At 60.9% G+C, this 13,636-nt stretch carries 11 protein-coding genes and 1 riboswitch; of the genes, 2 read left to right on the top strand and 9 right to left on the bottom strand.

Translation table 11 applies throughout. From position 1 onward, the window contains the following. Positions 1–2 precede the first annotated feature (2 nt). From K7R21_RS05305 to K7R21_RS05275, 7 genes are all read right to left on the bottom strand, one after another. Positions 3–929 (bottom strand): hypothetical protein, encoded by a 927-nt coding sequence (locus K7R21_RS05305; RefSeq protein ID WP_224982236.1) that lies wholly within the window; start codon positions 927–929, stop codon positions 3–5. A 54-nt stretch (positions 930–983) separates the two neighbouring features. After that, a complete protein-coding gene (locus K7R21_RS05300) occupies positions 984–2,048 on the bottom strand; it encodes an AI-2E family transporter (RefSeq protein ID WP_224982235.1) in 1,065 nt (354 codons plus the stop codon). 134 nt (positions 2,049–2,182) lie between these two features. After that, positions 2,183–2,467, bottom strand: coding sequence for a hypothetical protein (locus K7R21_RS05295; protein ID WP_224982234.1), 285 nt, complete (start codon positions 2,465–2,467; stop codon positions 2,183–2,185). A gap of 246 nt (positions 2,468–2,713) precedes the next feature. After that, positions 2,714–3,412: an outer membrane lipoprotein LolB gene (locus K7R21_RS05290; RefSeq protein WP_224982233.1), complete on the bottom strand. Its 699-nt coding sequence runs from the start codon at positions 3,410–3,412 to the stop codon at positions 2,714–2,716. Positions 3,413–3,438: 26 nt separating this feature from the next. Beyond that, the gene (locus K7R21_RS05285) at positions 3,439–4,692 is read right to left on the bottom strand and encodes a spinster family MFS transporter (protein ID WP_224982232.1); all 1,254 of its coding nucleotides are present in this window, start codon (positions 4,690–4,692) and stop codon (positions 3,439–3,441) included. A gap of 24 nt (positions 4,693–4,716) precedes the next feature. Beyond that, positions 4,717–7,197: an AMP-binding protein gene (locus K7R21_RS05280; protein WP_224982231.1), complete on the bottom strand. Its 2,481-nt coding sequence runs from the start codon at positions 7,195–7,197 to the stop codon at positions 4,717–4,719. A 632-nt stretch (positions 7,198–7,829) separates the two neighbouring features. Continuing rightward, positions 7,830–8,384, bottom strand: coding sequence for a MucR family transcriptional regulator (locus K7R21_RS05275; protein WP_224982230.1), 555 nt, complete (start codon positions 8,382–8,384; stop codon positions 7,830–7,832). A 444-nt stretch (positions 8,385–8,828) separates the two neighbouring features. Continuing rightward, positions 8,829–8,935: riboswitch (SAM riboswitch) on the top strand. A 71-nt stretch (positions 8,936–9,006) separates the two neighbouring features. On the opposite strand from K7R21_RS05275, the gene K7R21_RS05270 reads away from it, so the two are divergent. Together K7R21_RS05270 and K7R21_RS05265 are read left to right on the top strand one after the other, a co-directional pair. Further along, positions 9,007–10,152, top strand: coding sequence for a trans-sulfuration enzyme family protein (locus tag K7R21_RS05270; RefSeq protein ID WP_224982229.1), 1,146 nt, complete (start codon positions 9,007–9,009; stop codon positions 10,150–10,152). Further along, positions 10,149–11,285, top strand: coding sequence for a trans-sulfuration enzyme family protein (locus K7R21_RS05265; protein ID WP_224982228.1), 1,137 nt, complete (start codon positions 10,149–10,151; stop codon positions 11,283–11,285). Before K7R21_RS05270 ends, K7R21_RS05265 begins: the two co-directional genes overlap by 4 nt. Before the next feature lie 76 nt (positions 11,286–11,361). Here the strand turns inward: K7R21_RS05265 and K7R21_RS05260 are convergent, their stop codons facing one another. Beyond that, positions 11,362–12,708 (bottom strand): molecular chaperone DnaJ, encoded by a 1,347-nt coding sequence (locus K7R21_RS05260; protein ID WP_224982227.1) that lies wholly within the window; start codon positions 12,706–12,708, stop codon positions 11,362–11,364. 253 nt (positions 12,709–12,961) lie between these two features. After that, complete coding sequence (locus tag K7R21_RS05255) at positions 12,962–13,423, bottom strand: YaiI/YqxD family protein (protein WP_224982226.1); 462 nt, start codon at positions 13,421–13,423, stop codon at positions 12,962–12,964. Between the last annotated feature and the right edge of the window lie 213 nt (positions 13,424–13,636).

The raw sequence follows: 13,636 nt of genomic DNA, 5'->3' as shown, positions 1-13,636 counted from the left end.
GATCACTCCCCCTGCTTTCCCTGTTTTGTCTGCAGGGCCTCCTGCTGGGCTCGCTCCATTTTCTTGTTGCTCAGGTAGGCGGCCTTGTCGATCTCTTTCAATTGGCGAGGGTACTTCGCGGTCAGGTCGTACCAGCGGTTCAGGCGCTGTTCGAAACGCTGTCCCTCCGGAGTCTTCAGGGTATCCAGGTAGGTCTGCAGGGCCAGGTAATAGCGCATGGTGTTGCGTTCCACCGCGCCCCGGACGCCGTCGATGTAGGTCTGCTTCCCGTCCTCCCCTACCATGGTAAAGCCCACCTTGTCCCGTCCCAGCGTAGCGAAGTAGGTCTTGATGGCCATACGCGCCATGGTGCCGTGGCTATAGGTATAGCTGAAATGGAGGAAGGTCGCCTGGCCCTCCAGGGGAACCGCCTGCACCCCAATGCGGTGATCACGGGTGCCAAAAGGTCCTTCCTCTCCCACCAGGGAGAGGTCGAAGTAATCAGCGCGGCTAGCGCCGACCCGGAAGGACAGCTTCAGCGGGTAGGCGTCGGAGGGAGGCTGGAAGTACTTGCGGCCACTGTAAAGAGTCAACTGGGTCTGCTGCTTGGTGGTCTTGTAGACGCAGGCCTTGATGTTGATGTGCAAGGGGGTGATTTCGCACCACGCCGCCGGGGATTGCAGCGTATCGCGCACGGTCTCGAAGGGGTAGTGGAAGACGCCGTACATGTCGACCCGCACCGAGTCCTGTCCCTCGGTGGACTCGAGGTAGATAGGGGCGCCGAACTGATTCTTGTCCAGCTTTCCCTTGATAGCCGCGTACTTGGCAAGAAGGGCTCTCTCTCCCGAAGGCTCGGCTTCGGCAGCCAGCGCGAGACGGCAGCATAAAACGGCGATCAAAAGAGCCAGAGCGCTCAGGGTCACCCTGGTAATCGTCTTGCTAGCTACCATACGACACGACCTCCTCCGCCTCCCGCCTGTGCAGCCGACTGGAAGCGCGGGCAATCAGGGGATTTCTGCTTCGTTCGCCGCATCGGCGTCGGCTACGGCATCATCCCAAAGCGAGAACAGGACGGCGAAGATGACCGGTCCAACGATCAGTCCGAGCAGCCCCATGCTGACCACACCGCAGATGGCGCCGAGGACAACGGCGAGAGTCGAAATGTCGCTGGAGGCGCCGATTGCAAGGGGGCGAATGGCGTTATCGGCGATGCCGACGAAGATGATGCACCAGGCGGCGAGCAACCCTGCGGCGAGGTACGAGCCGTTCAGGGCGAGGACGACCACGAGCGGCACCCATACCACACCGGTGCCCACCACGGGGACCAACGCGGCGATGGCGGTGAGCGCCCCGCAGAAGATCGGCGCCGGCACCCCAGCCACCCAGTAGCCAAGCCCGGCGAGTACTCCCTGGGTGGCGCAGGTAAGCACCGTCCCCACCGTCACCGCGGTGGTGATGGAGCGGACCTGGGAGGCGTAGTACTGGGCCTTGCGCGGATCGGGAGCGAGCCTGCCGATGAACGCGGAAACCACACGCTCGCCGTCGCGATAGATGAAGTAAAGGATGAACAGTGCAATGGCAAGGGTGCCGAGAAAGCTGAACATGTTGCGCGCCAGGTCGGCGGCAAGCCCCAAAATGACGGTTGAACTGGTCGAAGCGATCTTGCCGCCGAGGCCGGCCAAGTCGATATTGAACCGGTCCACCAACGTCATGACCTTTTGCACCACGGGATAGTGGCCGAAATTAGTGGTGCCGGTCTTAGCGACCGTCTGGACCAGTTGCACCACCTGCTGGTACCAGTCAGGTGCGTTGATCGCCGCGGTGACCACCAGTGCGGCTACAGGAAGAACGAAGCAGATCGCGACAGCAAGCACCATAATGCCGGCGGAACGATTCGGATGCTCCGGGTTGCGTCGCAGGACGCGGTTGTAATGGGGCATGGTAGCTACGCCGATGATGAGGCCCCAAGCGAGCGGCTTCAGGACCGGGGCGGCCAGGATAACCATAAGGACTACGGCAGCAGCAGTGAACAAGGCCGCAAGTATGCTGAGATAGAGTCTTCTGTCCATCGGGCTCCCTTTGGAGGGTGGTCTGGGCGTTGCTGGATTACCGGGGTGCTTCGGGAAGTGCCATGGCTGGACCGGATCGGTCCTTGATGTAGGCGGGCGCCGGGGCGCCCGCCTGACGGGTAAGGGTGACGTAGTTAGCGGGTGGTCTCGATCTTGCGCCCCTTATCTTCGGGCGCGGCAGTCGGACGCTGGTCGCCTTCGGGCTGGACCGACTGCTCGGTCTGGAACGGCAGGCGATCACGCCGTTCATTGCCCAGAACGGGCGGTTCCTCGACCACCTTCCAATTCTTACCGACCGGGACGGAGAGTTCTTTCACCGTTGCCGGCTGTACCTGGGGCTGCTGTTTCGCCTCGAAGATGGTGCAGGCACTGAGTGACAGCAGAGCGATTACGAGTAGCGTTGAACGTGCGTGTCTCATGGCGTCGACTCCTGAAGGGTTGGTTGCCGGTGAGCTGAATCTGCTTCTGCTGCTGACCGTTCTTTCCATACACCTCGCCGGTCCTGAGAGTAAGGATAGCAAGAGACGGATATAATTAAAAGTTTTGTTTTGAACGGCTCAGCAACTGCAGCTGCAGCAACAACAATTCCTTCTGATCGAACTGCCGTCAAAAACACAACCAAGGGCTAATTATGGCAAAGAACCGGGCGCGGTCAACCTACGGAGTCACATGGCCCTGAACTCGGTCAAAGGATAGACCGCCATTCCAGACAGTTCCGGCTTCAATGTCGACGCATCTAACGGCGCATTCAGCTGCGGTTCGTCAAAGACGATGCGGACCTCGCCCCCGGCTGCACTACGGATCTCGATGGTCTCGGGAAAGGGGACACCATCGACGCTTTGATAGTCCTGGTAGCGCACCTGGTCGCCGGAAGGGGCAACCTTGCGCTCTAGCATCCCCACTTCGTCAAAGTAATAGGTAGTCCCGGCAACATCCACCTTCTGCTTAAGCGGTCCGGGCAGCGGCAGTGGCGGAGGCGCCATCACCCAGCGGAACAGCTGCAGGCTCTTCAGCGAGCTCTGTTCTGGCAACTCCGAAAGCAGACCGGTGAAAGCGACCTGCTTGGAAGGGATGACACAGGTGAAACGGTCGCTCTCTCCGAAGGCCTCCAGCATGGTCTGCCCGAACGGGGACAGGATGAGCAGGTGGTACAGGTCGGGCGCTTGGTAGACCAGGTAGCCCCGGCCGGCGCTGCTGTGCTCTCCTGAAGAGGCCGAAAGGCTCACCGAGGACTGCAGTGTGGAAATGGCGCGGCCGGGCACCAGCCCGGTCAGCGGCTTCTTCGCGGTGGCGCAACCGGTAAGGGTCGCAGTAAAGATCAGCAACAGCAATAGCAAGAAACGGAAACGGTTATGAGCAGTCACGGGAACCTCGGGTCGGTACATGGAGTTCAGGATTCGGGGGCCGGCTCGGCCTGCGCCATGTCGTGGGCGACGTAGCGGCCGCAGACAAAGCAGAAGACGCCGGCCAGGGCCATCACCAGCGGGGTGGATAACAGTGCGTTACGCAGCCCCCACTGGTCCGAGAACCATCCCAGGATGGATGGGGAAATGGCATCGCCCAAGGCATGGATGAAGAAGATGTTGACCGCGAAGGCCATGGCACGCATGCCGGGATTAGTCACGTTGATGATAACAGTGTTGAGCGGGCCGGTGTTGAGGAACAGGAAGAACTCGGCCATGAAGATGGCCGCCATGCAGGAAGGGACGTCACCGGCGAGAATGGCCCATGCGGCGCAGGGGGCGCCGATGAAAAAGCCCCACCCCGAGACCAGCAGGTAGCCCTTGCTGCTCTTCTTCTGCCAGCGGTCGCCGAGAACGCCCCCGACCAAGGTGCCCAGGATGCCGGCCACCACGGTCACGGCGCCGAACATCAGGTTGGCCTTCTCCACGTTCAATGCGTGGGTGCGGAACAGGAAGGTGGGGATCCACTGGGCCAACCCGCCGATGGCGAAAGTCATGGCGGCCATGGCCAGCGTGTTGGTGACGAAGGAGCGGTTGTGGAACAGTTGCAGGTAGCCGGTGAGACCTCCACTCCCCTCCCCCTCTGGTCCGGCCGCTGTGCCGGCCTGGCGCTCGGGGGTGCGTAGGAACCAGAGCGGCACAGCGATCAAAAGCCCGGGCAGGCCGACCATCAGAAAGGCCGAGTGCCAACCGAAACGCTGGCCGAGGACGCCCCCCAACAGGTAGCCCAGGGCGCTCCCTACCGGGATGGCGACGTAGAACCAGGAAAGGACGCTGCCACGCTTTTCCTTCTCGAAGAAGTCTGCGATCAGCCCCGGCGAGACGGTGCCGAAGCTCGCCTCCCCTACCCCGACCGTGGCGCGGGCGGCGAGCAACGACCGGTAGCCGGGGGCAAAGCCGGCCAGGATGGTGGCGAAGCTCCAGATCACCACGCCGGTCGAGGCGAGCTTGACCCGGTTCCAGTGATCGCCCAGCCAGCCGAACACGGGGGCGATCACCATGTAGCTCACCATGAAGGCGCTACCGAGCAGGCCCAATTCGGTATCGGTTATGGAGAGGTCCGCCTTGATCAGCGGGAAGACGGCGAACAGCACCTGTCGGTCGATGTAGTTCAAGAGGTTCACCGCCAGGAGCAGCCCGAGGGCGTAGCGGCGATAAGCCAGGGAAATGGGTTCCTTCATCCGACACACTCCTTCATCACAACATCATTGAATTTCAGCTACTGCGGCCTGCGCCCGCGCGACGATCTCGGCTGCTTCCTCGAACCGGAAGTGCAGCGGTTTCCCGAAGCTGACCGTCACCGTACCCCGGTTGGGGATGGCGGTCGTTTTCGGGGGGAGGATCTTGTCCGTCCCCACGATTTTCACTGGCACGATGGGGATCTCCAACTCCTTGGCGATGATGCCCAGGCCAAGCTGGAAGTCCTGCATGGCGCCGTCGTGCGAGTGCCCCCCCTCGGGGAAGATCAGCGTGTTCAGCCCGCAGTCTGTGAGTTTCCCCATGTACTTTACGGCGGTGGAGAAGCCGCTGGTCTGCGGCAGCGGGAACAGGTTCAGGAACAGGGTCCCGTACTGGTACGCTGCCAGGCGCCACCAGAGTTCCAGGCCGTGGTAGTCGCCGAAGAAGAACTCTTCCCAGGCGGCGGTCGCGGTGCGGTAGCGGACCTCCCTGGGGAGCGCGAACATCAGCGAGGGCTGGTCGAAGTACCCCAGGTGGTTGGCGATGAAGATCACTGGCCCGTTCAAGTGCTCGACGTTCTCGCGTCCGCGCACCTCCAGTTTCACGAAGAGCCGGAACAGGGGGTAGTTCAGGATCGCGTCACCGAGCATGCGCAGCGCGCGCACCGGCGCCGTGTTGGTCCAGAAGCGGTAGTGGCCGCGCCGACGCCCCTTCTCGCGTCGGGCGATGATGCGGCGCACCTCGGAGACCCTGGTTTGCGGCCCGATCTGGGAGTCCTCGATATCGAGGCGGAATTCCTGCTCCAGGTAGTTGACCAGTTCCAGTCGCCCGATGGAGGTGAGCCCAAGGTCGGCGACCAGGAGCGAGTCCTCATTGATCGTGCCCGGGTCGGCGCCAGTCACCTTGGCCAGGAGGTTCACCAGGTGGTCCTGGGTGGCCCCGGCGCCCCCCGCGGCGGCGCCCTGCTTCACTTGCTCCTTGACCTGGAACTTCTTGATCTTGAGCGTGGTGGTCTTGGGGAACTCAGGCTCGCGCCAGATGGTGTAGCCGGTGATCTGGTGCATGGTGTCCAATTGGGCGTTAGCGCGGGCGAGGATCTCGTCCGGCTTCACGCCGCTTTCGTCAAGCAAGAGGACCGCGTGCACCTCTTCCCCCGCGCCACGGTCGAGACCGATGACGCAGGACTCCTTGACGCCGGGGACCTTGTTGAGCACTGCCTCCAGCTCGTCGGGGTAGACGTTTACCCCACCGCCGGTGACGATCAACTCCTTCTCGCGTCCCTTAATGGTGAGCCAGCCGTCCGGCCCGATTTCGCCCAGGTCGCCGGTCTTGAACCAGCCGTCAGTGGTGAAGGCGCCCCGGGTGGCCTCCTCGTTCTGGTAGTAGCCCGGAAAGACGTTGTCCCCCCTGACCACCACCTCCTTGCCGTCCAGCCGAAGCTCGACACCGGGAAGCGGCGGCCCCACCGAGCCCGCGACCTGCTTGTCAATGGTGTTGACGCAGAGCACCGGCGCGCACTCGGAAAGCCCGTATCCCTCGAGAACGGTGAATCCCATGCTGTCCCAGAAGCGGAACACATCGGGGTCAAGCGGGGCACCGCCAGAAACGAAAACGGTGAAGTGGGCGCCGAACTTTTTCTGCACCGGGAAGAAGAGCTTCTTCCTTGCCGGCTTGGAGAGCCCCGCCCCGAAATTGGCCAACGCGGCGAAGACGCCGGAGAGGTGCTTCTCGGTCAGTTCGCGCTCAATGGTGGTCTTCAAAAGCTGCATCAGGCGCGGCACGGACATGACGACGTAGACGTCTTCCTCGCCCAAGGCCTCCATGATAGCGGAAGGCTTCAGCGTGCGCGGATAAATGACGGCGCCTCCGCGGTACAGCGGGGTGAAGAAGCCCCCCATCTGCTCAAACATGTGCGACAGCGGCAGCAGCGAGAGGAAGGAGAACTCGGGGGTGATGATGGGAACCTGCTGGTTGATCTGCAGGATGTTGGCCACCAGGTTCTTGTGGGTCAGGATCACCCCTTTCGGGTTGCCGGTGGTCCCCGAGGTGTAGATGAGCTGGGCGATGTCGTCGGGCGCGGGATGTACCACGTCCGGGTAAGGCACCACGTCTTCCAGAAGGTACTTCAGATCCTCCAGAAGCAGGGAGTTGTCGACCTGGAGCCGCTCCGGCTTGAAGCGGCTTTGCAGCACCACCTTGGCCTGGGTCAGCTTCAGGATCGACTCGGCGCGGCCGCGGTCGGACATGAAGTCGACGGGCACCGCAATGGCGCCGCGCATGATGATGCCCCAGTAGGCCACACCCCACCAGGACGAGTTCGGTCCCCATAGGAGGACGCGGTCCCCCGGCTCCACGCCGTGCTGTGCCAGCAGCGCGGCCATTTTGAGGGAAAGAACCGAAAGTTCCCGATATGAGACAGCGAAGCGACGTACGCCGGTACGGTTCACCAAGGCGGTTTTGTCACCCCACTGCGCAAAACTATGGAATAGATCAACCAGTGTCCGCATATCTGACTCCCGTAGGCGGCGCATGTCAGTTGCAGCTTCACGATATACATCACTACTTTGAACCCGAAAGACCCGGCGGCACCACCTACTGACACTACTTCATCCGTGTCTTTTTCCCAAGGAAGCATTGTCACACGCGCGCATCGCTTTGGCAACCATGCAAAAGCAGTGAGTAATCAATGGTCGAGCTTTGAGCAACTGCCGGGGGGGAGGCGAGTTTAACCGAAGGGGAAGGTAAAAACCAATATAAAAGGAGTAAATCCCCCGCCCCCCTTCGCAAAGGGGGAAACGCCCGGTTCACGTGCAGCGCTGCCAGTCTCCCCTCGGCAAAGGCCCATCGGGAAATTCTGAAAGATCTTGTTAGCTGCCCCGAAGCTCGGTTCCTTAACTCGCATCCCCCTTTGTGAAGGTCCAATCAGGAGATTCGCAAAAAACTTGTCTGCAGCAGTCCACGAAGCCCGGAACCTGAATTCGCGTCCTCCCCTTTGCGAAGAGGAGACAGAGGAGATGTGCCTTGGTAGCCATGACGTCTCCTTTCATGGCAAGGTAGAAACCTTCGTTCGTCTAGCCTACCCAAAACGAAAAAAGCCGCTCCGTGAGGGAGCGGCTTTTTCACAACGTCAGGGGGACGATCAGGCCACCTTGGCCTTGGCGCTTTCTTTGGGCGCCTTAGGCGCTTTAGGAGCCTTGGCAACTTTGGCTGGCTTGGCAGCCTTCGCGGCCGTGGCAGGCTTGGCTGCCTTGACGGGAACGGCTTTCTTGGCCTCGATGTTGGCCATACGCACGCCGCGCGCCTTGGCGAGATTGTCGGCTAAGCCACGGTCCAGCGCCATTTTCCTGCGCGCCTCGGAGTAGTTCCTAGCCGCCAGCGGTTGCTTGCCGGGAATGCCGAACTGCTTCTTATATTCGCCCGGTTTCATACCGTGCGCGGTGTTCAGGTGACGCGCCAGCGTCTTGAAGCCCCCTTTGCCGCACAGCATGCAGACAACCTCACCTTTCTTGAACGCTTCTTTAACGCTCATAGAAGGCTTCGATTCCTCTACACCCTCGACAGGTTCACCAGCTTCAAGGTTTTTGAGGGCGCTGTGCACTTTGCTGATTTCGAATATAAGCTGATCAGAAGTCATCGGAGTGCTAGACGCGTGTGACGCTACGATCTGAGCCGCGATCTCTACCAAAGTTGCCATTGATTATCCCTCCATAGATCATTATCTGCTTGGAAATATAGTGGCAGGTTTCGCTGCATTGTCAAATCCACAAAATAAACTTTATTTGTGTCAGCCAGTAAAGCCACAGATGCGCATCAATGACAGGCAATATGATCGCCGGATGTCAGTAAGGTAACAAAAGGAATCGACAGAATGTTCGATCGCATTTCGCTATGAAAGATAATGTGTCTGTCACCTCTCCTCCAGATATAGAACAAGCCCCACAAATAGCATCAAGACTCCTCCCAGACCTTTAACCGTAGCGGCGCAGACCGACAACACGAGCGGAACGCTAAGGTAAAGATTTGCCAAAAATAACTTTTACATTAGTCAAAGAGTCGAGTTTTGCGGTTGACAAAACCCGACCATCCCAGTATTACTAAGACACTGGTTAAAGCAGCACCCCTTAAAACCGAATAGCATTACTTATCTAGAGCGATCGAGGGACTGGCCCTGTGACATCGCGGCAACCTCCCCACGGGGGGAAGGTGCCAAATCCTGCGGAGCGGAAACGTTCCGAAAGATAAGGAAGTGCGGACCGAGCCATAGTGACAAGTCCCCTTCCGACCCCGGAAGGGGACTTTTTCATTTGGAGGCTACGATGAACATCGCAACAACCGTAGCACAGATAGGCCTGGAGCGCGAGAGCCGGACCGGCGCGGTCACCGTCCCCATCTACCAGACCGCCACCTTCCGCCACCCCGGCCTCGGACAGAGCACCGGATACGATTACAGCCGCTCCGGCAACCCCACGCGGCAGGCCCTCGAGGAAGGGCTGGCCAAGCTCGAGGGGGCCAGCCGCGGCTTCGCCTACGCCTCCGGCATGGCCGCCATCACCAGCCTCATGTTCCTTTTCCAGCAGGGTGACCACCTTGTCGTTACCGAGGACCTCTACGGCGGTAGCTACCGCCTGTTCGAGAAACTGTTCCAGCAGTTCGGCCTGAGCTTCAGCTATGTCGACACCAGCGACGTCGAGCTGGTACGACAGGCGATCCGTCCCAACACCCGCGCCCTGTTCGTGGAATCGCTCACCAACCCGCTCCTGAAGGTTGCCGACGTCCGTGCCCTCTCGGAATTGTGTAAGGCCAACGATATGCTTTGCATCGTCGACAACACCTTCCTGACACCGTACCTGTTGCGCTGCCTCGACCTCGGAGCCGACATCACCGTGTATTCGGGGAGCAAGTACCTGGCTGGCCACAACGACGTGGTCTGCGGGTTGGTGGCGGTGAAGGACGCGACCCTGGCGGAAAAGGTCTACTTCCACCAAAACGGCGCCGGCGCTGTGCTTGGCCCGCAGGATTCCTGGCTCACCATCCGCGGCATCAAAACCCTCGGCTTGCGCATGGACCGGCAACAGAAAAACGCCCTGGCCCTGGCGCAGTGGCTGGAGCGGCATCCCCAGGTCGGCCGGGTCTATTATCCCGGACTCACCGGTCACCCCGGGCACGAGCTGATGCAGAACCAGTGTGGCGGCTATGGCGCCATGATCGCCTTCGAGGTGACCGATCCGGCGCTGGTGAACCAGCTCCTGATGAAGACGCAGCTCATCTCCTTCGCCGAGAGCCTGGGCGGGGTCGAGAGCTTGATTACCTTCCCCCAGGTGCAGACCCACGCCGACATCGAGCCGGAGAAGCTGCAGCGGCTCGGCATCAACCACCTGTTGCTGCGCCTCTCGGTGGGGATCGAAGACAAGGACGACCTGATCGCCGACCTGGCGCAGGCATTTGAAGGAGAAGACGCATGAAATTCGCCACCGAACTGATCCACGGGCTCGATCCGATCGACGCCGAGCACGGCTCCGTCAGCCACCCCATCTACCTCTCGTCGACCTTCGCGCAGCGCTCCATCGACAGTTTCGGGCGCTACGACTACGCCCGCTCCGGCAACCCAACTCGCGAGGCGCTGGAAGAGGCGATAGCAGGGCTGGAAAAGGGAGCCGTAGGCCTGGCCTTTGCTTCGGGGATTGCGGCCACCGCATCTACCCTGCTGCTGTTCCAGCCGGGCGACCATCTGGTCGTGTGCGAGGACGTCTATGGCGGCACATTCAGACTACTCACCACCCTGTTCAAGGGGTGGGGGCTGGAGGCGACCTTTGTTGACGCGACCGACAATGCCGCCATCGCCGCGGCCATCCGCCCTGAAACCAGGGCGCTCTACCTGGAGACCCCATCCAACCCGCTGATCAAGATCACCGATCTTCCCGCGGCGGTCGCGCTGGCCAAGGAGCACGGCATCCTCACAATCGTGGACAACACCTTCATGACGCCGTACCTGCAGCGACCACTGGAGCTTGGCTGCGACATCGTGGTCCACAGCGGCACCAAGTTCCTGAACGGCCACTCCGATGTGATCTGCGGTTTCGCAATCGCCAGGGACCCGGAGTTGGGGCAGCGGCTACGTTTCATCCAGAATGCGTTCGGTGCCGTGCTCGGGCCGCAGGATTGCTGGCTGGTGCTGCGCGGGCTAAAAACCCTCAAGGTCCGCATGGAGGAACACCAGGCAAGTGCCCGAAAAATAGTGGCTTGGCTTGGGGAGCAAAAAGAGGTGCAACGGGTCTATTATCCCGGCCTGCCCGACCACCCCGGTTACGAGATCCACACCCGGCAGGCCAGCGGCCCGGGTGGCGTGCTCTCCTTCGAGCTCACCAGCTACGACACTACCAAACGCCTGCTGGAAGGGGTAAAGCTGGCAGCCTTCGCGGTGAGCCTCGGAGGCGTGGAGAGCATCCTCTCCTACCCGGCCAAGATGTCGCACGCGGCGATGCCCCCGGCCGAGCGCGAGGCGCGCGGCATCAAGGACACCCTGGTGCGCCTGTCGGTAGGGCTCGAGGACCCGGACGACCTTATCGCCGACATGGCGAGGTTTCTCAACGCCTAAGATGCAAAAAGCCCGGGTAGGTCATCTCCCGGGCTTTTCTCATTTCAGTTTTCACGCACACCGTCCCTGCCTTACCTCACCTCTTCCACTTAAAGCTCACCGTCTTCACCCCGGGGATTGCCTGCTGGAAGACCGCAAGCCCTTCGTCGGTGATGCTGTTACCGCTGCTGGTCAGGCCCTGCAACCCCTGCATCCCCTGCAGGTAGACCAGGCCGCGGTCAGAAATCCGGGTCTGGTACAGGTAAATCCGCTTCAGGTTGGCCAGGGTCGAGATGCTAAGCAGCGCCGAGTCGGTCAGTTCCGGCCCGCACAGATAAAGCTCCTCCAACCCAGAGAGGTGAACGATGCTGTCCAGGTCGGCGTCGCAGACGTCGTACAGAAAGAGCGCCTGCAAGTCCTCGGGACTAAGCACCTGCAAAGACTTCAGCTTCAGGCTCGCCCCCTCTTTCACGTCCAGGCGCAGGGCCTGGTCCAGGTAGACCTGCACCGGGCCGATGGCAGGGCCAGCCTTCTTCCAGGCGTTGAAGCTTGTCGAGCTAAGGTCGCGAAGATACAGGGTACCGCAGGTCAGGTCGTTGGCGAAAGCTACCACGCGGCTGCGCTTGGTGGCACCGTGCGTCCGCACCCGGCCTTTCTCCCCCTGCAAGGCCGCCAGGCGCCGCTGGGCCCGGGCGATGTTTATCTCGGCTGCAGCTACCAGGTCGGCGAAAAGATCGCTACCGGCCGCTGCGCTTTCATCGACGCGCAGCTTGAAACGATGCACATAGCTGCCGCGCAACTGCTCGACCTGCTCGTTGATCTCCCGGATTGCCTCGATCTCCACAGCTATCTGCTTTTTGAGCCGCGCCAGTTCGGCCCTCAGATCGCTCTGCTCCGCCTGTTCCGGGAAATGCCGCCGCCAGTTCCTGAGGATCTCGCGCAGGGTGCGGTGGTCCTCCTCGGCATAGGCCTTGTTCGCCTTCAGCATCAGCTCGTGCCGCAGCGAGCCGGCGCCCTCCCCGGCGAGGTCAGGATGGATGGCCTTGGCTACCTCTCGATAGAGGGTCTTGATGTCGCCCTCGTCGGCTTTCCAGACCCGCCCCCGTGCCTGTCCCTCGCCCCGAAACGACCTGCCGCGCTGATAGGTCTGGCCATCGCTGGCATCGTCTTCGTCACGCCGGCAGGTCGCTTCCTCGACGTCATCCGCCTCGGGGGGGACATAACTACCGGAAAGGCGTTCAATTTGCTCCTCCAACCTCTCCAATTCGGCCATGCACCGCCCCAGCGTCTGCTGGTAACTTCTCTCGAAGCCGGCAATCTCCTCGCGCAACTGGTGTAGCACTGCGGCGGCCTCGGCATGCCGGGCGCGCAGGTAGGCCAGCTCGGCGCGTTTCTGGTCGAGTTCAATTTCCTCGGTGGACCTTTGTTGATAGTGTGCAGTCATAGGCGTCGCAATGTTGCAAGCTATATTGACAAGCTGTCATTTTTGAGCAGACATTAACACGACCTGAACCAGAGTTACAAAAGATTTTATCACACTGAGGGAAATGTAGATTCAGGGAGAATGAAAGACTGTGACAAAGGCAGGCGCTGACTCAAACAAGAAAACCGACCCTCACCCTGCCCCTCTCCCAGGGGGAGAGGGAACTGTGCAGGTCAGAGAGGTGACGGTAAAGCGGACAGGAGGGTCTGTGAGGTCAGGGACGATCCCCGCGCACCATGCGGGTCAGGAGCCGGTCCAGTGCGGAGGCGAAACGCTGGCGATCGGTCTGGTTGAACTGCGCGGGACCACCAAGCAGCAGCCCATCATTGCGCAGGTCCTGCATCAGGTTACGCATGGTGAGGCGCTCGCCGACGTTATCCTCGGTATAGAGTTCGCCGCGCGGGTCGAGCGCCACGCCCCCCTTTTCGACCACACGCGCGGCCAGCGGGATGTCGGCGGTAATAACCAGGTCGCTGGCGTCGGCGTGCTCAGCGATGTAGTCGTCGGCGACGTCGAAGCCGGCAGCGACACGCACCGAGGTGATCAAAGCGGTATGCGCCCGGGAAAGGTCGCTATTGGCGACCAGGCAGACCGGCACCTTCAGGCGCTGGGAAGCGCGAAACAGTATCTCCTTGATCACCCTCGGGCAGGCATCGGCATCGATCCAGATCTTCATAGGCTCACGTCCTTGGTTCTTGCAGCAGTAGCAGTTGTCGATTCTCAGTCATAGCAGTGTGATCTGCTGTGTCCGCTCTCTCTCAGGTCGAGGAACGCTACTACAGCGCGCTCCCCGTGTCAATGCGGCCGGTTTTGTATACTAAAGCAAAAAACTTTAAATCTAATTTAAAATTGGTTGACACGTGATTTTTTGGGTGCTAAGGTTACGCGT

It is taken from the genome of Geomonas agri (assembly GCF_020179605.1).
In the GTDB taxonomy this organism is placed as follows: Bacteria; Desulfobacterota; Desulfuromonadia; order Geobacterales; family Geobacteraceae; genus Geomonas; species Geomonas agri.
This window is presented reverse-complemented; position numbering and strand designations above follow the sequence as displayed.